Consider the following 19761-nt stretch of genomic DNA (forward strand, 5'->3'; position numbering starts at 1 on the left):
CGGCAAGCGCGCCCAGCTTGGCATAGGCGATATCCGGGTCGACCGCGCCAAAGCCCGCAAAGGTGCCAAAGCCGCAATCCGACCCCGCAATCACCCGCTCAGACCCAACAACGTTCACAAACCGCTCAACACGCTGCGCGATCAGTTCCGGGTGTTCGACAAAGTTGGTCGTGGTGTCGACCACGCCGGGCACCAGAACCTTGTCATCCGGAATCTCATCCTTGCGGTCACGGAACACCGTCCATTCATGCGCGTGCCGCGGGTTTGAGGTTTCGAACAGAACATAGCGAGATTTGGTGGACATCAGCGTCGAAAACACCTTGTCCATGCCGATGTCACAGCAATGCGGGCCCTCGTAATTGCCCCAGCAAATATGAACCCGCACTTTGTCAGAAGGAACGTTTTGCAGCGCGTGGTTCAACGCCTCAACATGCATGTCGGCAATTTTCACGAACTCATCGTCGGAAAGATCAGTGAACAGCATATGGCGCGACAGGGCGAGATCCGGGCAATCCAGCTGCAGATCCAGACCCGCACCAACGATGGTCTCATATTCTTCTTTCATCGCATCGGCCAGCGCGGCGAGATAGGACTCACGTGTCGGATAGAAATCATTTTGCAGAAACAGAGAAATCACCCCGGGGCTTGCGGCGTTCATAAAACCGCGCTCGACCGCGTGTTCGGCCATTGCATCCTTGAGATTGTCTATGTCCTTCTGCAGTTCACCCTGCCCTTTTGAACGCACTTCGCCCACGCACATGGGCCGCGCATATTGAGGCGTTCCGCCGTCATCCGCCAAACGTTGCAGAAAGCCCGGAAACATTTTGAGATCCGCCGGCGCATTGCGGGGACTGTCCCCATCAAAGCCGGTATAGCGATCCTTCACATAAGTGGCATAAGAGATTTTTGAGGTCTCACCGTCCGAGACAATATCAACCCCGGCCTCGGCCTGTTTGCGCACCGTCTCGGACACCGCTGCGGTCATGCAGGCATCAAAGGCAGCCCCATCATAGGGCTTACCGTTTTCTCGGTCGAAGATGAAATCCACGACCTTCTGTATCCGGGGCAGAGACCCAACATGGGTGGTTTTTATGCTCATCTGGACCTCCTCAGGATTTGCGTGCCATCAACACTGTATGGCTTTGGGTCTCGGGGTCTTCGGCGAGAAAGCCGGTCATCCGCAGCCCGTTTTCTTCTAAGCACAGGGCATATCCCGCAGGTGAAAGCGAAGCGTGATATACCGGTTCTGTCCCCACTGTGCCGCTGTCTTCACCAGCGCGCGGTCCGACCGTCAGCATCAGCATTCCGCAGATCGCAAATGTCGAGCTATGCGCGCGATACATCTCCTTTGCTCTTCCGCAGTGAGATGAAAAAAACTGTTCCAGGCAATGACGCCATCGAAGGCTTTTCCCAGATCGAATTCCCGCGTATCGGCATGCCGCTAGTCACCATCAGGCCAGCGATCCCTAGCGATGGCCAACATTGCCTTTGAAAAATCGACACCCGTTACGTCAAAGCCTTCGGCCATAAACCAGCGCGCTTCGAACAGAGCCTTTGAACGGCGCCTGTCATACTCTGTGGCTTGCCGTTCGTAGACAGCATGGGTGCCTTTGGGGTCCGCGTTCATCCTGTCCAGGTTGCTCCTGCTGGATCATCTGTGGCCGTGATCCTATAGAGTCCGGCGAACCCGGTCATTGATGGTTCAACACAATAGCTCTCGCCGGACAAAACCAATGCGGTATCACCGTTGGACAAGGTGGTCTCGACGTCATTGATCTTGATGCGCCAATGGCCGCTGGTCGGCATCAAAACCACGGGCTTATCCGCCTTGACCTGTCCGGCCACGGCCGATCCGCGTGTCAGGAAATCAACCTCGAAACCGGGCTTGTCTTTGATCAAACCGTTTTCACCAATCACAACGTTAGGCTTGTCCGCCGCCAACGCCATCAGGTCCCAGTACCGGGCGACATATTTGCCGATCACCGCATCAACGGGAACCTCGGGATAGGCTTTTAGCTCTTCCTCGGTCAGCAAAGGCATGGGCTGCACGTTGTGCGGCAATTCCTCGCCCTTTTTGCTGTCATAGAGTACGCCGTTACTGCCAAGTACCAGGCCATGAGCCTGCGCGTCCTGAATGACTTGCGGAGCCCAGGTCACACCGCCACCGGCATCATCGCCGCCTAGGATCGACATGATCATGCCGTAGTCCTGGCCCACATTTTCGAACCCGCGGAAGATGCCGGTCGGGATGTTGAAGATATCGCCTTCTTCGGCAATGAACTCGCCGGCCGTACCATATCGGCCCCAGAAGAACCGCCAGCGACCTTTTGCTACGAAGAACACCTCGGCCGTGGTGTGGCTGTGCAGCGAGTTACGGCATTTGGGCGGTTGTCCCGCCGCGCCGATGTTGAACCCGATTTTGTCGGTGATGTGGACGTGCTGGTCGGGACTTTCTGAAACGCCGCCGCCGATGATGGTAAAGTTCTCTTTCTGGTCCGAGCCCGGCGTGTGGGCGTCGATGAACGCGGTTTTACAAGGCTTCAGTTCGCCATAGCGGACGATGCGGCTTTCGATGGTACTCATATCTTTTCTCCTTTTGATTTGGGTTTGATCGGATCAAACCAAACCTCCCGGCGGACGATTGTTCAGCCGCCGAGCGCGCAGGCTGGCGCGGTGGGCGTGAAACCGCCGCAACGCCTGCCCGGCATCCAGATTTGAGACACGAAGCGACATTCTAGATATCACCGGTTTTCATTAAGATCTGTTTCCAGATTGAGACGGGGTCGAACAGGGTCCATTCGCGCCGCAGGCCGTAAGGTCCGAACTCGGCATGGGTAAAGCCCATCACATAAACTTCTGCTCCGGTGGGTCGGCCGAACATACCCCAGCCATCATGATTGCCGGAAAGACTCCAGCGGATGGCCGCTCGCGGCGATAGCATCGGGTCCTCGCGACCGATCTGGTGCTCAATTTTGAAATCAGAATTGGGGAAAGATGAGCGCAACCCCATCCACAGCCACTCGGTATCGGACCAGGAATGCACGGTGGTGGCAGCCGGGTGTTCTGTCTGCACAGCACGGTCGTACTCGGCACGAATAACGGCAAAGTCTTTGTTCATCATCCGGCTCAGGATGTCGCTCATCCGCGCACCCCACTCGTTATCGTTACCGCGGCCCTTGTATGGCCCCTCAACATCGATTGCAGGCGAGAACGGTTTCACGCACTTCTCAGGCCCACCCTCACGCTCGATCAGATCACGGGCGAATTGTCGGGGCTCCATCCCCAATTGCTTTACAATGCCAGCAGTGTCGCGGATCAACCATTCATCGTTGATCTGGTCGCCCACCACCGCACAATCGGCGATTGCCCGTATCGAGAATCTTTTTCCCGTGGGCGGACCAAAATAACCGCCCCCAGTATGGGTACCCATAGTCAAAAGCCGGTGCGACGACAGATACCCCTCGTCGTCGCTACCGGACCAAATTACGTCTTCGCCGGTCAATTCGCGGTCAGGGAACTCGGCCAGCGTTGCCAGTGTGCCGTTGATAGTGCGTTGGTTTCCGATTGATATGCACTCGGGAAACCGCATCGGTATGTCGGGCGCGTAGTAATGGTTGAGCGTTTCCAATCCTCGTTCTTCCCAGATCTCGCGGGTGATCTCCAGAATGTAATCCGGTACGCTCTTCCACCGGTTCGATAGTGGGTTCATGTCTTCCATCCTTCAGGTGTGCGGGCCGAGCCGCGAACAATAAGCGGTCCGTCAATCTCAACCCTGCGCGGTTGGACATCGGAGTCCTCGATCTTGCTGAGTAGAATATCCACCGTTTCCGCGACCATGCGATTGGCGGGCTGTCGAATTGTTGTCAGGTTGTAGGCTGGCCACGAGGCAACAGTCACGTCGTCATACCCGATGACTGAAACGTCGCCTGGAACACTCAACCCCAATTCGAACCGCAAAGTATCCATCACGGAAATGGCCATGTGATCGTTAGCGATAAACACCGCATCAGGCGGATCGGCTTCGAACATCTTTAACGTCGCTTGCCGCGCTTCTTCCGCGACAAAGTTTCCGACTTCACGGGCGTGCAGGGTGACTCCGGCCTTCAGCAAGGCTGAAACGAACCCAGATTCGCGGTCTCGCTGGGTCGAAGCACCTTCCCATCCGGCGATATATCCAATCTTTTGGTGCCCAGCAGCCAACAGGAACTCCGCAGCCTTTCGACCACCGGCAACGTTGTCGGATGTGACCGACGACATGGCAGGGTCGTCCTGCGCCCGATTGAACAACACCATCGGTACGCCCGCTGCACGGCACCGGTCTGACAAGTCCGAAGACAGGGCCACCGACGCGGCAATGATGCCGTCGACCTGAAAGTCGAGTATTTCTTCGACCACGTCGTCGATGTTTCCAGACTCGTGCGAGGCCATGAATATCAGTACATGGTATCCACGTTCCTGCAGCGTGTTTGTGAGTTTTTCCAGCGCTTCAGGGTAGAACTGGTTGTTCAGGTAAGCCACGACAAGCCCGATGATCCGGCTTTTCCCGGACACCACTGCACGGGCCAATACGTTCGGGCGGTATCCCAGTTCTTTGGCGGCCTTGCGCACCTTTTCCACGGTTTTCTTGGACGCCGAAGCGCCCGGCGTAAACACCCGACTGACAGCGGATTGGCTGACCCCGGCGAGGCGGGCGACTTCCAGTGATGTAACCTTGTGCGCCGCCATCAGTCTGCCGTCCACCCGCCGTCAACCATCAGCGCCGTGCCGGTCACCAGATTTGATGCATCCGACGCCAGATAGACCACAGCGCCCATGATGTCCTCGATCTCACCCGGTCGGCCGAGCTTGATCTTGTCCAGAATCCAGGCGCGTTTGTCCGGGTCATCGAAAGTCGATCTTGTCAGGTCGGTCAGAATGAATGTCGGGCAGATCGTGTTGACACGTATCTTCGCAGGTGCGAATTCCAGCGCCATCGCCTTGGTGAAGCCTTCGACCGCAAATTTCGAGGTGCAATAGACCGCGCGTTCCCGACCGCCCACATGGCCCATCTGACTGGAGATGTTGATCAGCGATCCGGGACGAGCGGCATCAAGCAGCCCCTTGGCGACGGCTTGTGTGAGGAAATAAGCCCCCCGGACATTCACCCCCATCACCGCATCGAAATCTTCCGGCGCGGTATCAACCGCCTTGCTGTGCCGCGCAAGCCCTGCCGAATTCAGCAAAACATCAAAAGGACCGCTTTCCGCCACCGACCGGGCCGTCGCCGCAACGTCCGAGACATCCAGCGCGAGCACATCGGCAGCCCACCCCCGAGCCGCCATTTCGTCAGCAATTCCCTGCAGCGCATCGGTGCGACGCGCCGCCAGAGTGACCTCAGCACCATGTTCGACCAGTGCAACCGCGCAAGCCATGCCGATGCCGGACGACGCACCGGCGACCAGCGCGCGCTTGCCGCTGAGGCTGAAACTGGGGGTGCTGGGGAATTGGTGCATATCAGACCTCGCCGACCGGGAATGGAATTTCACCTGCCACACGCGCCTTGTTGAACTCGTGCAGGCGGGCAAAGACATCTACGCCCAATTGCCGATAAGCGTCCAGTAGGTCAACCAGGACCCAGTTTTCCCGGATCAGGCCGTTTTCCATGCGCCAGAAATCCAGTGACTTCATGGAGATCCGTTTGCCCGAGGGCGCAATCCCCATCCAGCCATCATGCGTGACGGTCTGGATCATGTCGGGCCAGCCGGTAACGGCGGCATAGTCACCATCACCGAAGAAGTGATAGGTGATATCCTCAACGTACTGGCCACGATCGGGCATGCCGTTCAGGAATGGAATCTGGTGCCAGTTGCGGAACCCCGAGATGCCGCGCCCGGTGCCGATCCCCGCGGGACCGTACCAATTCATGCGCGGATGCCAGAACTTCTCCATCTCCATCACCTCCGACCCGCCCTGGCTGGGGTGTTTTTTGAGGTGTTCGAGCATTGAAACGATGTGAGTGCACGAGGCCTGAGATTTCGCCTCATCCCAAGGTCCGGGTACGATGCCGTCCAGCGTTGCCGGGCCGGGAATGCAGAACTCCAGCCCCAGCGAGGGGGCCATCGGCCAGGCCTTCGCCTGCATCATCACTTCGGGAATGTCCCAAAGCGTCTGAATCTCGACAACCTTGCCGTTTTCGAAGCGGTAAAACTCGTGGAACCGCATATGGGTCAGATGCCCCGTCGGCGGGATGTCCAGCCAGGGGGCGACGAATGTACCAAAGTAGTGACCGCCGCAGCCGATCCAATCATCGCCATGTTCCGTAGGCCCGCCCATCACGATCCAGTCCCGGCGTTCCAGATCAGGCATGGATGTCAGCAGCGGTGCATAGCAAGTGTCGTAAAGTTCCTGCGGCCCGGTCAAGTCGCCGAACGGATGCGGCATGTGAATGACGGCATCGGGTGCAATCACCGACTGCAGCGTGGCGCGGACGCCAGCTTCGTCAAAGTTGTACATGGCCTCGCGCAAGGGCGCGATCAGGGCTTTGTGCGTGGAATGGGTGTCCATTGCGAAATCTCGCATTGTGTTATCTGCTTCTTTCTCAAAATCCGTGACGCCCGGGCGGTCCCGGGCGCAAGTTCTGTGGCGGTTGCCTGACAGTCACGTGGGCACCTCGGCAGTCTCGCGATAAGCCGCACCCTCGCCGTAGGGCACGTTGATCCCGCCATAACGCCGGACGCGGATGTTGCATTGTTCGGCATGGCCTACAAAGCCTTCCAGCATACACAGGCGCGAGCCGTATTCGCCGATCATCGTCGCAGCCTCATCCGTCAGGACCTTCTGATAGCTGTGCGTTTTCAGGAACTTGCCGACCCAGAGCCCGCCGGTATAGCGACTGGCCTTCTTGGTCGGCAGGGTGTGGTTGGTGCCGATTACCTTGTCGCCGTTGGCCACGTTGGTGCGTGGTCCCAGGAACAGCGCGCCATAGCAGGTCATGTTTTCCAGGAACCAATCGTCGCGGTCTGTCATGACCTGAACGTGCTCGGAGGCGATGTCATCGGCCACTTTCAGCATCTCGTCATAGGTGTCGCAGACGATGATCTCGCCATATTCTTCCCAGCTGACCTTGGCGGTGCCGGCGGTGGGCAGGATGCCCAGGATTCGGTCGATCTCGCTCAGGGTTTCTTCGGCCAGTTTGCGCGAATTGGTGACCAGAACGCAGGGGCTGTTATAGCCGTGCTCGGCCTGACCCAGCAGGTCGGTCGCGCAAAGCTCGGCATCGGCTGCAGTTTCATCGGCGATCACCATGGTTTCGGTCGGACCAGCGAACAAGTCGATGCCGACGCGTCCGAAAAGCTGGCGCTTGGCTTCGGCGACGAATGCGTTGCCGGGGCCGACCAGCATGTGAACGAGATCGATGGTCTCGGTCCCGATTGCCATCGCACCGATAGCCTGAATGCCGCCCATGACATAAATCTCATGCGCGCCGCCCAGATGCATGGCCGCGATCACAGCCGCATTCGGTTTGCCCTGAAACGGCGGGGTGCAGGCGATGATGCGGGGCACACCGGCAACTGAGGCCGTGGCCACCGACATATGCGCCGAAGCCACCATCGGGAATTTACCGCCCGGAATATAGCAGCCCACAGACTGCACCGGGATGTTCTTGTGACCCAGGATCACGCCCGGCAGGGTCTCGACCTCGATATCCAGCATGGAATCGCGTTGCGCCTGCGCGAAGTTCATTACCTGCTTCTGTGCAAACTTGATGTCGGCCAGTTCGCGCTCAGACAGCGAGGCGATCAGCTCGTCGATCTGCTCCTGACTCAGGCGGAAGCTTTCCGGCGAATAATTGTCGAACTTTTCCGACAGTTCGCGCACCGCCGCATCACCGCGGGTTTCGATGTCTTTCAGCGTCGCTTCAACGACGGCGCGGGTTTTGGCATCGTCCTCGGCCCGGTCGGCCTCGGGTTTGCCGCGTTTGAGATATTCGATAGCCATTGTCCTAATCCTCAGTTGTCGGGCCGGGGCGGAGTTTTCTCTCCCCGGTCGAATGTTTCCCATCCGTGGCCGTTGAACAGATCAACGCCAAGCTGGGCAGCGACATGGGCGAAATCGACATTCACCCAGTTGTCGACAATCTTTCCGTCGACAACTTTCCAGAAATCCATGTAGCGGATCTCGACCCGCTTGCCGGTGGGCGCAATGCCCAGAAATTCACCGGAATGGGTTGCCTCTTGCCGGCCAAAGGCCGCGGCCCATTCACCCATGTAAAGCCGGGCTTCGTCGATGCAGGTCTTGTCGGAAAACGCCGCTTGGAATGGGCGCTGCCAGTTTTCCTGAAATTCCTTGAGCCCGGTCTTGGTGCCGCAGCCCTGGTTGCCCATCCAGCGAAACCCTTCCGTGAAGAACTCGCCAATGTCGTCAATGCGGTGGTCGTTCAAACCATCGACCATCCCTTCGATCACCGCGCGGGTCTGGTCGGTTTTGCTCATGTCCGTGTCGCGTGTCAGCACGGCCTGTTCGGGGCGGGAGCCTTTCATGTTCATCTTCCTTTTTTTGTAGCCAAGGGATTTTCTGCGTGGACGGGGAGGTTCAGTCGACCGCCAGAAAATCCCTTGGCATCCGGTTGAGCGCCGGGTGGCGCCCAACAGCGTTATGTCTGGCGGAACAGCTCATGCGGCGCGTTCGCCGATATTGGCAAAAAGGTCATAGCCCAGCTGCATCAGCACATGCGGGATGTCGAGCATGCACCAATTCTCGATGATCTTCCCGTCCGCGCAGCGCCACCAGTCGCAGTCGCGCATGAAGACGCGTTTGCCAGTAGGCTCCAGCCCCAGGAAGGGTTTCACATGCACGCCGGTGATCTGCGGCCAGCCGCACAGGAAAGCATAGTCGCCATCGCCTGCCTTGCAGTTGGATCCAACACCGGTGATGCCTTCGCGCTGGCCGTCGCCCCAGCCTTCGAATGTGTCCTCGAAGGGGGATTGGAAATCCGCAAAGGCATCGACTGTGGCATAGGATCCCAGCCCGCCAGGGCCGTACCAGACCATGCGCTCGTCCCAGTAGGGGCGCCAGCTCTGATCTTTGGTGGTCAGCTGTTTCAGCATGTCTTCAACCAGATCGGCGGTGAAGCGCGATTGCTCCGGATCCGAGGGGCCGATGACATTGCCGTTATGGGTGGCGGGGCCGGGAACAGTGCCCTCGTAGCCCTGCAGTTCCAGGGGCCACAGGCCAAGCGCGATGATCAGCTCGGCAAAGCCGAGGAAGACGTAAGTTTCGACAATTTTGCCGTCTTCCATCCGGAGGAATTCACCGCAGCGCAGAAAGGCCAGCTTGCCGCTGGGCGGAATACCGCAAAGCGGTCGAGTGAAGTGGCCGTGGAAATAGCCGGTCGAGGTAACCCATTCAGTGCCGAGGTATTCACCGCCGGTCACGACATAATCCTGGCGGGTGCAGCCCTCGAAGGCTTCGGCAATGGGCGCGATGATGTCGCTCATGTAGCCATCGCCGCTGCGGGTGGTATTGATGGGGTGGCTGGCTTCGGTCTTGGCGTCCGGGGCGAAGATCGCCGCCGCCGCTTGTTCGGTGGCAGAGCCGATACCCTGGCTGAAGCTGTTCAGAAACTGGCGGTAGAGTCGCTTATTTTCAAAGGTGGTTTCGGTAGCGATGCCCATGGCGGGGCGGTTTGCGCGTGCGTTCATGCCGCTGTCCTTTTTCAAACGGATTCCAATTTGCGTTGATGGTGTGCGGGCACGAGGCCCCGCGCGCATCAAGGCAAAGGGAATACGTCCTGGCCGCCGCGCCCGGCGCGCAGCCAGATTTAGTCTGGCTGTATGCGCATGGGCGGAAACGGACTGAGGATGCGTGGGGCCCATTCGTGTCAGCCTTTTACGGCCCCGGCGGTCAGACCGCCCACAATCTGGCGCTGGAAGAACATCACCAGGATAAACAGTGGCACTGTTGCTGAAACCACGGCTGCAACCGCGAACATCACGTTGCCTTCGGTCTGTGTGGTGCCAAGGAACGCGGCAATGGCAGGCACCATAGTGCGGTTGCTTTCGGACAACAGCATCGCGCCCACAGCAAAGTCATTATAGGCCAGCAGGAACGAGAACAGCCCTGTTGTGATGACACCCGGCCACATCACCGGAATGATCACGCGGCGGAAGGCCTGAAACTGGTTGCATCCGTCGACCTTGGCGCTTTCGTCCAGCTCGCTTGGGATATTCTTGAAGAAGGAATGCAGCATCCACAGGGTAAACGGTTGGTTGATCGCCACAAGCACGATGATGGTGGTCGGTAGGATCCCCCAGATGTTCCACTCGAAGAACGGCAGCAGATAGCCCGAGACCAATGTGATCGGCGGCATAGCGCGGAAGATAAGTGCCGTGATCAACAACCAGAATGTGTAGTTATAGGTCGACCGTGACAGGGCATAACCACCTAGTGTTCCGATGGTCAGTGAGATAGTGACCACAAAGAAACAAACGATCCCGGTGTTGAGAACATTGCGCCAGAATTCTTCCTTAATCCACGCGCCTTCATACCCCGTCGTCGTGAACGGAGAGCCATAAACAGCTTCGGTTCGGGCGCCGGTCAGGGCGTTGGTCCAGTCGGCAATCGAGAAGAAATCCAACTCGACCTTGAAGGATCCCCAGACGGTCCAGAGAAACGGGAAGGCGGCTAGAATAAACCAAAGGAGCACGAACAGGGACGAGGCGACCCGAAGGCTAGTTGGCATTCTTTGTGCGCGGCTGGCCATGTTATCTTGCTCCTTTAAAGTCGCGCCATGTGCGGACAAGCACGGGCGACAGAAGAATGGCGACCCCGATAATTGTCATCACAGAGGTTGCGGCTGCGGATGAAAGCTGTCGGGTCTCACCGCCGAGGTCGTTGAAAATGAACGTACTGAGCGATTGCGCATGCGCTCCGGCGCTGAAACCGATGATCGGTTCGAATACCTTGAAGTTGTCCATCAATTGGATCAGTGCGACGAAAGTGACCAGTGGCATCAGATGGGGGACAACCACGAATTTCACTTGTTGCCAGCGGGTTGCGCCGTCGATCTGCGCGGCTTCTATCTGATCCTGAGGCAAAGTTTGCAGTCCGGCGTAGAACACAACAAATGCAAACGGTGCCGAGCTCCAAACACCATAGACCATCAAGGCAACCCACATTAGTCCGGTTGAGGCCTTAAGGCTGAAATTCGGATCTCCGGCCATGTGTACAAGGGCATTGCCAATGACACCGCGGCTGTCGATCATCCAAAACAGGATAAGCGATCCGATCAGCGGAGTGACGATCATCGGCAAAAGCGAAAAGAAGATCATCAACCCCTTGAGGTGCCGATGCAACGAGTTGACCGCCAGAGCGATCACCAGCCCCAAAAGGATGGTGAGCGGCGTCACAATAAAAGTGAACGTTAGTGTGAATGCCATCGCCCGATAAAAGGGCAGATTGCTCAATTCCGAGAAAAAGCCGCCCCATGCCTCATTGGCGGACCACATTTGACCAATTTCCTGGATGGCGAGGTGGCCGCGGTCAAAGTAAATGCCCAATCCTACAAACCGTCCCAATGGCTGCTCTGCACGCAGGGCGGCGGTCGCTTCCTGGTCGATGGTTGTCTCGGTTGTGCAACCTATCAGGGGGGTGCAGTTTTCGACCTCCAACAGAACGGCTGGGTGCGGAGCGAAGATCGATTGCGTCACGACCGAGACGATGGGCATCGCAATGAACAGCAGCATCGCAAGTCCGGTGGGAAGGAAGAACCAAAGAAACGTCTTATGGCGCATATCGCAATCCTCGCGTCGATGAGATTGTGCGGGCGACTATCCAAAGCGCCCGCACAGGGGGCGTCTTACTGAAGATATCCTTGCTCGATGGCGGCGGCCCGATAGGCGGCTTCAACATCGGCAAGTGCCTGTTCAGCGCTTTCCTTGCCCTGCATAAAGTCGGCAAGTTCGTTGCCTAGCGCGCTGTGCATCAGGCCCATGTAAGGCAGCATAGGATAGGGCGGCGTACCCATTTTGGCCGCTGCGAACACACCTTGTGCATCTTCACCGGGCTCGTAGCCTTCGATCAGCCAGACCGCCAGTGGCTTCGTCTCATCATTCAGCATGTCCGGACGGATACCGTGCTTCATGGCGATGAAGGTGGCTTCGGCATCTTCATCCGAAATGTTTTTGCCGACAGTCCAGCCATCCCACCACAAGGTCGATGCCGGGATATCTCCGCCGCCGACCGTCAGTGGCGCTCCGATCGCATGACCATCGATCACCTCCTGCAATACGCCCTCGGTAGTGGTTTGCTGCGATGCACGCGAACCCCACATGTTCATGATCGCAACGTTGCCAGCACGGTATTCAGCATTGGTGGCGTTCGAGTCATGGGTGAGGAAGTCGGGGTTCATATATTCCGACAAGGCTTTCATCATGTTCAGCGCGTTGACACCGGCCTCAGAATTCACGTTTGGCTCAGCGGTGCCGGGCTTGAAGTGCGCGCCACCATAGCCAAGGAACAAGTTGTTGAATTCCTGCGCCAGATTCCAGCCGGATGCGTAGGCCCCGCCAACCGGGTTTTGCATGATGCCTTGCTCGCGAATGACCTTGGCCGCTTCGAGCAGTTCCTCATAGGTGGTTGGCACTTCGACGCCAGCCTGTTCCAGCACGTCCTTGCGGTACATCAGGTGCTGTGCATTGGCCATGAAGGCCACAGCCATGATGTTATCACCAATTTTGATCAGCTGCCCCGGCTGCAGGTCCTGACCATGTTGCTCCACCAGATCGTTAAGTGGGCGAATGACGTCTTCGTTCATCAGCGCCACGATCGAGCTGTTGGCGATGATGGCACTTGTATACTCAGACGGGTTCCCGGACAGACCAGCCACATTGATGGTCTGGTGCTCGGATGTCAGGTTGGAATCCACCGACGCCCCGGTGCATTCCTTTGCTCCGGCCGCGACGGCCTGAATGGCGGCAAATTCGTTGCCAACGATGTTGACCCGACCGTCGATTTGACAGGCATAACCTGCGCTTGCGGCAAAGGCGGCCATCGAGCCAGCCAATGCGATTCTCTTCAGAAACATAGGTATTCCTCCCTGGATGGATGGGTGCATCTTCGAAGTCTGCACCCGTGCTTGAACCCGTTGTGACGGGTTTGGTTATCACTGGTTAGCCGTTCAGGCGTGCGCCTGTTTGTGCATCAAACAAGTGGCAGTGATCGGTGTGGATATGGATCGAAACCTGATCGTCGATTTCGGCCCGATAGGTTTTGTCGGCCTTGACCGAGACCAGCGCACCGCCGATCCGGACCGAGACCATGGTGCTGTCGCCCAGCAGCTCTTGCGTGTAGATCGGTGCGTTGATCTCGCCACCGCTTTCCACAACATTGGCGTCCTCGGCGCGAAAACCCAGCGTGATGGGACCGTCCGGTGCGCTCAACCCGTGCACCTCGGTATTTCGGGCGCGGAACACGCCACCTTTGACCTCGCCATCGACAAGGTTCATTGCCGGGTTGCCAATAAAGCTGGCCACAAATGTGTTTGCGGGTTCATCGTAGATATCGGTCGGAGAGCCAACCTGCTGCACCACGCCCTGCTTCATGATCACCACGCGATCGGCCAAGGTCATCGCCTCGATCTGGTCGTGGGTGACGTAGATCGTTGTCACCGCCAGTTCGTGGCTAAGATTCTTGATCTGGGCGCGGGTAGAAACGCGCAGTTTTGCGTCGAGGTTGGACAGTGGCTCATCCATCAGGAACACGTTCGGTTCCCGCACGATGGCACGCGCCAGCGCAACCCTCTGTCGCTGGCCGCCCGATAGTTCCGCAGGCTTGCGATGCAGAAAGTCATCCAGTTCGACCATGGCCGACGCGCGACGCACTTTTTCGTCGTGGGTGGCCGGGTCAATACCGCGAACCTTCAATGGGAACCGAATGTTCTCATAGACGTTCATATTCGGATACAAGGCATAGGACTGGAACACCATGGCGACGTCTCGGTCCTTGGGCTCCATGTCGTTGACACGCGCGCCGTCGATCAGAATGTCACCTTCGCTGGCGTCCTCCAGACCTGCAATCATGCGCATGGTCGTAGTCTTGCCGCAGCCTGACGGGCCAAGAAGCACCAGAAACTCCTTATCGGCGATTGTGAGATCAAAATTGTTCACTCCGACGAATGATCCCCAACGCTTTCCGACATTACGAAGTTGAATTTCGGCCATTCTATCCTCCCTGCCGCACCATTTGTGCATACGCTTGCAAAAGCATAGACATCCGACGGCCTGTGTGGCAAGTATTTTTTGCAAGCGAATGCAATTACGGTGGCAGCTGCTGCATCCCTTCGGCTAAAGTACTGAAAGAAAACAACATGTCTTATGAAGCTGAGAAAAACGTTGTCCTGGATTTTTACCAAGCGTTGAGCAAAACAGAAGAATCGGACATCCCAGACACAATCTCGAAATATTGCGCCGAGGGCTTTCTTTGGCGTGGCTTTCATCCATTTGACGAACTGCATGGTACCAACGATGTGGCGCAGAAATTCTGGCTCCCTCTGAAGCACAGCCTACAGCACCTGCAGCGCCGGATGGACGTGTTTATGGCGGGCAAAAACGAGATCGACGGGTTCACCTCGGTCTGGGTTGTTTCGATGGGGCACCTGATGGGCCTGTTCGACAACGCATGGCTGGGCATCGCGCCAACAGGCAAGATGGCGTTTCTGCGCTATTGCGAATTCAACAAGGTCGAAAACGGCAAAATCACCGAGACCGCGATGTATTTCGACATCCCTCATCTTATGATGCAGGCCGGGTTGCAGCCCTTCCCGCCGCAGACTGCGGCCCATCTGGTTCAACCCGGGCCGATGACGCATGACGGGCTGATGTTCAGCCCGCAGCCCGCCGAAGAAGGTGGAAAAACCCTGGCATCCATCAATGCGATGATTTCCGATCTCGGCCAATGGAACAGCGGCCTAAACCTTGAAGACGAATTGCGCCAGACATGGTGCGAAGACATGATCTGGTGGGGTCCTGCCGGGATCGGAGCGACCTATACGATCGAGCGCTACGCAAAGCAGCACACGGGCGTGTTCCGCGCATCCTTCACGGACCGCTCAAAGACCAAGCACATTTGCCGCATGGCTGAAGGTCATTATGGCGGCTTTTTCGGCTGGCCGAATTTCACCGCCCGCCCGACGGGTGGGTTCATGGGCATGCCCGCTACCGACAAGGCCGGTGAATTCCGGGTGATCGATATCTATCGACGCGAGGGGGACAAGCTGGCCGAAAACTGGATCTTCATCGACCTGCTGCATTTCTGGAAGCAACAAGGCGTCGATATTTTGGGCCGCATGGCGAAAGTACCACGAACATGACCGGCTGGATCGACGCGCATCACCACCTTTGGGACCTTGCGGCAGTGCGCTACCCGTGGCTGATGGCACGCGGGGTAGAAAGGTTCTTTGGCGACCCGACTCCGATTCAAAGAAACTACCTGCTGCGCGAGTTCCGGTCCGAAGCCGCACCCTGCGGCATCTACGCTTCGATCCATATCCAGGTGGGGGCCGAAAACGGTCTGGACGAAGCCCGATGGGTCCAAACCGTCGCCGATGCCAATCCAGACTGGCCGATGGCGCAGGTTGTGTTCTGTGACCTGACCTCGGCCGACCTGTCCGCCCAGCTTGACAGGTTTCAGGACATTCCCACTGTGCGTGGCGTTCGCCAGATCGTTGGCCGCGCACCCGGAGAGGACGCGCAGACAGGCACCAATTCTCTGCTGGACGATCCACGATTTCTGGCCGGTTTACAGGAAGCCGGGCGGCACGGTCTCAGCTTTGATCTGCAACTCATTCCTGAGTTGATGGAGAAGACCGCCCGAATTCTGGCGCAGGCCCCGGACACACGGATCGCCCTGTGCCACGCAGGCTCACCGCATGACCGCAGCCCCGCGGGCCTGAACTACTGGGCTCAGAGACTGCGCGCGCTGTCCGATCTGCCGCACGTCTCATGCAAGCTCTCTGGTCTGGGCATGTTCGATCACAACTGGACGCCCGACAGCATTCGCCCGATCGTGGAGGACTGTCTTGAACAATTCGGACCTGAGAGGGTCATGTCTGGCTCGAATTTCCCAGTCGACAAACTTTATGGCAATTACGCCTCTCTGGTGCAGGCTTACCGTGATCTGATTCCGGCTGAGGCACAATCGGCGGTGTTCAGAGAAACTGCGGCACGCTTCTATGATCTTGGGATGCCCTGAGAATGATATTCTCCTTTGAAGCCACAGTGAAACCTGAATGGATCGACTACAACGGCCACATGCAAGACGCCTATTACGGTCTGGTATTCAGCTACGCCGTCGATGCGATGCAGGATGAGGTTGGGTTCGATGCTGAGTATCGCGCACGCACTGGGTGCACGATTTATCTGCTTGAGGACCACAAGTATTATCTGCGGGAAGTCAAGGAAGCTGACCATCTTCGAATTGAGACGCGCATTCTGAATTGTGATGAAAAGCGCTTTCACTTGCATATGGAGATGCTGAACGGTGATGATCTGGCAGCAGTCGGTGAATTCATGGAGCTTCACGTCCGGCAAAAACCTAGCCCGCAAGCTGCGCCGATCCCGGCCGAGATTCTGCAGCGATTGCAGGCGGCAACGCTATCGGGCGACGAAGCGGCAAAGTTTAAGCACCGTTCACGTTCAGTAGCGATCGAGCGCGACGCTCATTCAACCTAACATCGACATCAAATCAGGTAATCCGCGGTGAAATGAAAACCGGCAACCAACCCTGACACAACTGAGGCATCATTGGGGGACGCCAACGAAGCTGCACTGACGCACTTTGTGTCTATCGACTACGCCGCAATAGAGGAACTCGGGGAGGCCGAGCATTTATCATAATATTCCTATCCTTGGGAAATTGCTCCTTGCCAGTCTCGTCGCGTAAGTGAGGTCGGCACAGCGCATATGTTCAAGCAGGCGTTGCATTCGACGGGCTGGACTATTTCAGCGGCCATCTCTCGGATTTCGACCTCGATATTGTCAATGTATCGGCAACTTTGCCCAAGCACCCAATGTTGCGTTTGTTCATGGTTTGACTCTGATCGTCAACGCACCCTGACTTGGTCGGATTTTTGGCGCGTTCTGGTGTGCGAGGCGATGACAAAACCCAAATTCGTAAAACAAGTGCCGTCTGGTTCAAAACGAGCGCTGAGCGCTGGTCACGCCACCCAATGGCCCAGTATTTTTCGCGGAGTCTCTTAAGATCAATGTTCCCGGGAACCGGCTGACCTTGGGCCCAAGCTCGGGGTTTTCCATTCGTTCAATCAGAAGATTAACGGATTCCTGGATCATGCGGCGAATGGGTTGGCGAATCGTTGTCAACATGTGACCTGGCCAGGCGGCGGACGGGATGTCGTCAAAGCCGACCAGCGAAAAGTCCCGTGGAACCTGAAGGCCAAGCTCGAACCGGGCGGCATGCAAGACGCCAAGGGCCATCACGTCACTGGCACAGAAAACTGCGTCTGGGCGCTCTTGCCGTGCCAAAAGGCGCAACCCCGCCTCACGTCCGCCGACAAAGGTATAGTCCCCGCTTTCGAGTTGAAACGGCGTCAAACCGTCCTTCGCCAGACGCTCGGTAAATCCGGCTTCCCGCTCCTTTGAGGTTTCGTCGCCGACATCACCGCCGACGAAGGCGATCCTTTCGTGGCCTGCCTCACGCAAAATTTCGGCGGCCAAGCACCCGCCCTCGTAGTTGTCAATCTCAACCGAACTCACATTCAGGTTTTTTGCGCTACGGTTGTAGAGCATGACCGGTATGCCCTGCGCGTCGCAGGCCTTAGCCATTTGATCACTCAGTATCGCGGATAAGATGATCACGCCGTCAATCTTGTATTGCAAGAGCGCATTCAAAGCTTCGTCGACTTCCACCTGGTTATCAACAGTGAACAGCAACATGTGCCAGCCGCGGGCCTGCAAAAAGCGGCTGAAATGCGCGATCGTGTTGGCAAAGAACGGGTCCTGAAGCCGAGTTACGATCAGCCCCACCATGCCCGACCTTTGGGGAAAATCCTTGCGCGCAGTCGACATGCTTCTTGCAATCGCATTCGGCTGGTATCCCAATTCCCGCGCCGCATTCAGAATTTTTTTCCTGGTCTTTTCAGCGATTGATGCGCCCGGTGAGAAGGCGCGTGATACTGCAGATTGCGAGACACCCGCGATCTTTGCGACGTCATAGGATGTAACTGATCTTTTTGACATTTTGTGCTGGTGCCCCGTTGATCGCTGCCCGTGACTATCTGTAGTTTTACATCACCGTTTTGCATTTGAAAACCGGCGAGCTGCGAGGTGCGTCGTCAGTATCGTGGCACAATTCACCAATTTGATCGTTGACTGACACATTTTTTGCATGATATTGCATGCGCATTCAAATTGTGAAACGAAAGACTCATGCGATGTTGACCGAAGACGAAAAGGACGAGCTGTTCGAAGCTATCTGCGAAGGCGACCGTGAAGTCGTAGTCGAATTGGTGACCAAGGCTCGTGACTCAGGTGAAGACCTGGGCGCGCTGTTGAATGACGCGATGATCCCGGCAATGGCAGAGGTTGGCGAACAGTTCTCAGCCGGTGAGGTGTTTGTTCCCGAAATGCTGGTTGCGGCGCGTGCGATGCAGGGGGGCATCGACATTATCGAGCCCATCCTGGCAGAGAGCGATCACGAACCCCTTGCGCGAGTCTGTATAGGCAGCGTCAAGGGCGACCTGCACGACATCGGCAAGAACCTTGTTGTCATGATGCTGAAAGGGGCCGGGTTCGAGGTGGAGGACCTTGGCGTCGACGTGCCGGATGAGGATTTTGCCAAGGCGTTGGAACGCGGCAACCAGGTTGTCTGCCTGAGCGCGCTTCTGACCACGACGAAACCGCAGATGATAAGTGTCGTCAACCATCTGCGCGAGGTTTCCAACAATGCCAAGGTCGTCATTGGCGGTGCGGTCATTACCCAGGACTATGCTGACAAGATCGGTGCGGATGCATTTGGCGAAGACGCGCCTGGTGCGGTCAAGGCCGTGAAACGTGCGCTTAACATGCCAGCCTGAGCGGACACGTGCTATGAGTTTTGATGGCGTCGTTACAGATGCGGACAGCCAGTTCTTGTTGCCGGTGGCCGACCTTTTGAAAGTCGCGCTGGCGCGTTTGCAGCGACAGGCGCAATACCAACGTGTGTTGGCAAAAGGTGGCAGGCGATCCGATGCGCTGCGGCATTGGATGGATCAGGCAACTGGCTGCATCACTGCGCTGGCGCGTCCCGAGGCTCTGTTCATGCCGGTAACCACCCGGCTGGTGCCAGACGGCGTGCGCGTGGCTGATCGGGTTACGCTGGATGGCGCAGACATTGCGCAGGACGTGCGGCAGGGCGCCCAGGTCACGGCCTACCTTTTGACGCTGAATTATGCACAGCCGCAGGCTTTCGAGTGGCTGGGCCATGAATACGGCGCGCATCATGTGCAGTCCGACCTCGGCAGCGAGGTTCTGTTTGCGCTGGGGCGCGAGGCGCATCGCGTCCTGAGAATGCGCTCACCTGCGGGCCGGTTGCGCCGCGTCCCGGTGCTGGCCAGCGCGCAATGCGGCCAGCGCCAGGCTTGGGATCCAGCCCGCGTTCAGGCGCTTCTTACGGTGTTCGACGTGGTCAATCCCGGAGTGCAGGTCACTGATACAGGATGTTTCACGCCGTTGAATTCGCTGCTGGGCCTCGCGCTGCACGCCCCTGCCCGTTGATGGCCCAGGTGTTTGG

The 19761-nt window shown here is 57.5% G+C and carries 21 protein-coding genes; 5 read left to right on the top strand and 16 right to left on the bottom strand.

The window, feature by feature from the left end:
* From GOX66_RS22625 to GOX66_RS22695, 15 genes are all read right to left on the bottom strand, one after another.
* The coding region (locus tag GOX66_RS22625; protein ID WP_170765727.1) for a cobalamin-independent methionine synthase II family protein at positions 1–1099 on the bottom strand (1099 nt) is incomplete at its 3' end.
* Positions 1100–1109: 10 nt separating this feature from the next.
* Positions 1110–1343: a hypothetical protein gene (locus GOX66_RS22630; RefSeq protein ID WP_170765729.1), complete on the bottom strand. Its 234-nt coding sequence runs from the start codon at positions 1341–1343 to the stop codon at positions 1110–1112.
* 98 nt (positions 1344–1441) lie between these two features.
* A complete protein-coding gene (locus tag GOX66_RS22635) occupies positions 1442–1627 on the bottom strand; it encodes a class I SAM-dependent methyltransferase (protein WP_170765731.1) in 186 nt (61 codons plus the stop codon).
* Positions 1624–2583 carry a cupin domain-containing protein gene (locus GOX66_RS22640; RefSeq protein WP_170765733.1) on the bottom strand — a complete coding sequence of 320 codons (960 nt, stop codon included), beginning with the start codon at positions 2581–2583 and terminating at the stop codon, positions 1624–1626. Before GOX66_RS22640 ends, GOX66_RS22635 begins: the two co-directional genes overlap by 4 nt.
* A gap of 151 nt (positions 2584–2734) precedes the next feature.
* A complete protein-coding gene (locus tag GOX66_RS22645; RefSeq protein ID WP_170765735.1) occupies positions 2735–3709 on the bottom strand; it encodes a nuclear transport factor 2 family protein in 975 nt (324 codons plus the stop codon).
* Positions 3706–4725 carry a LacI family DNA-binding transcriptional regulator gene (locus GOX66_RS22650; RefSeq protein WP_170765737.1) on the bottom strand — a complete coding sequence of 340 codons (1020 nt, stop codon included), beginning with the start codon at positions 4723–4725 and terminating at the stop codon, positions 3706–3708. The genes GOX66_RS22645 and GOX66_RS22650 overlap by 4 nt, the downstream gene beginning before the upstream one ends.
* Positions 4725–5492 (bottom strand): SDR family NAD(P)-dependent oxidoreductase, encoded by a 768-nt coding sequence (locus GOX66_RS22655; RefSeq protein WP_170765739.1) that lies wholly within the window; start codon positions 5490–5492, stop codon positions 4725–4727. Before GOX66_RS22655 ends, GOX66_RS22650 begins: the two co-directional genes overlap by 1 nt.
* A gap of 1 nt (position 5493) precedes the next feature.
* Positions 5494–6543 (bottom strand): ester cyclase, encoded by a 1050-nt coding sequence (locus GOX66_RS22660; RefSeq protein WP_170765741.1) that lies wholly within the window; start codon positions 6541–6543, stop codon positions 5494–5496.
* Positions 6544–6636: 93 nt separating this feature from the next.
* Complete coding sequence (gene hisD / locus GOX66_RS22665) at positions 6637–7977, bottom strand: histidinol dehydrogenase (RefSeq protein WP_170765744.1); 1341 nt, start codon at positions 7975–7977, stop codon at positions 6637–6639.
* Positions 7978–7988: 11 nt separating this feature from the next.
* Positions 7989–8519, bottom strand: coding sequence for an ester cyclase (locus GOX66_RS22670; protein ID WP_170765746.1), 531 nt, complete (start codon positions 8517–8519; stop codon positions 7989–7991).
* A 132-nt stretch (positions 8520–8651) separates the two neighbouring features.
* Positions 8652–9680 (bottom strand): nuclear transport factor 2 family protein, encoded by a 1029-nt coding sequence (locus GOX66_RS22675; protein ID WP_170765748.1) that lies wholly within the window; start codon positions 9678–9680, stop codon positions 8652–8654.
* Between the two features lie 179 nt (positions 9681–9859).
* Positions 9860–10741 carry a carbohydrate ABC transporter permease gene (locus GOX66_RS22680; protein WP_170765750.1) on the bottom strand — a complete coding sequence of 294 codons (882 nt, stop codon included), beginning with the start codon at positions 10739–10741 and terminating at the stop codon, positions 9860–9862.
* A gap of 1 nt (position 10742) precedes the next feature.
* Complete coding sequence (locus GOX66_RS22685; RefSeq protein WP_170765752.1) at positions 10743–11771, bottom strand: carbohydrate ABC transporter permease; 1029 nt, start codon at positions 11769–11771, stop codon at positions 10743–10745.
* 65 nt (positions 11772–11836) lie between these two features.
* A complete protein-coding gene (locus GOX66_RS22690) occupies positions 11837–13063 on the bottom strand; it encodes an ABC transporter substrate-binding protein (protein ID WP_170765754.1) in 1227 nt (408 codons plus the stop codon).
* Between the two features lie 85 nt (positions 13064–13148).
* Entirely contained in the window at positions 13149–14198 is a 1050-nt protein-coding gene (locus GOX66_RS22695; protein ID WP_170765756.1) for an ABC transporter ATP-binding protein, read from the bottom strand.
* A 146-nt stretch (positions 14199–14344) separates the two neighbouring features.
* Between GOX66_RS22695 and GOX66_RS22700 the strand changes: the two genes are divergently transcribed.
* From GOX66_RS22700 to GOX66_RS22710, 3 genes are read left to right on the top strand one after another with little or no spacing between them, the layout of a single operon-like run.
* Complete coding sequence (locus GOX66_RS22700; protein WP_170765757.1) at positions 14345–15346, top strand: nuclear transport factor 2 family protein; 1002 nt, start codon at positions 14345–14347, stop codon at positions 15344–15346.
* Complete coding sequence (locus GOX66_RS22705) at positions 15343–16227, top strand: amidohydrolase family protein (protein WP_170765758.1); 885 nt, start codon at positions 15343–15345, stop codon at positions 16225–16227. The genes GOX66_RS22700 and GOX66_RS22705 overlap by 4 nt, the downstream gene beginning before the upstream one ends.
* Before the next feature lie 2 nt (positions 16228–16229).
* Positions 16230–16706, top strand: a complete 477-nt coding sequence (locus GOX66_RS22710; protein ID WP_170765759.1) for a thioesterase family protein — start codon at positions 16230–16232, stop codon at positions 16704–16706.
* 462 nt (positions 16707–17168) lie between these two features.
* Here the strand turns inward: GOX66_RS22710 and GOX66_RS22715 are convergent, their stop codons facing one another.
* Entirely contained in the window at positions 17169–18230 is a 1062-nt protein-coding gene (locus tag GOX66_RS22715; RefSeq protein ID WP_170765760.1) for a LacI family DNA-binding transcriptional regulator, read from the bottom strand.
* 158 nt (positions 18231–18388) lie between these two features.
* Here GOX66_RS22715 and GOX66_RS22720 point away from each other — a divergent pair, with 158 nt between their 5' ends.
* Together GOX66_RS22720 and GOX66_RS22725 are read left to right on the top strand one after the other, a co-directional pair.
* Positions 18389–19066: a cobalamin-dependent protein gene (locus GOX66_RS22720; RefSeq protein ID WP_214652754.1), complete on the top strand. Its 678-nt coding sequence runs from the start codon at positions 18389–18391 to the stop codon at positions 19064–19066.
* 13 nt (positions 19067–19079) lie between these two features.
* Positions 19080–19745, top strand: coding sequence for a hypothetical protein (locus tag GOX66_RS22725; protein ID WP_170765761.1), 666 nt, complete (start codon positions 19080–19082; stop codon positions 19743–19745).
* The last annotated feature ends 16 nt before the right edge of the window (positions 19746–19761 follow it).

The sequence above is a fragment of the Ruegeria lacuscaerulensis genome (genome assembly GCF_013031245.1).
Taxonomy (GTDB): domain Bacteria; phylum Pseudomonadota; class Alphaproteobacteria; order Rhodobacterales; family Rhodobacteraceae; genus Ruegeria; species Ruegeria lacuscaerulensis_C.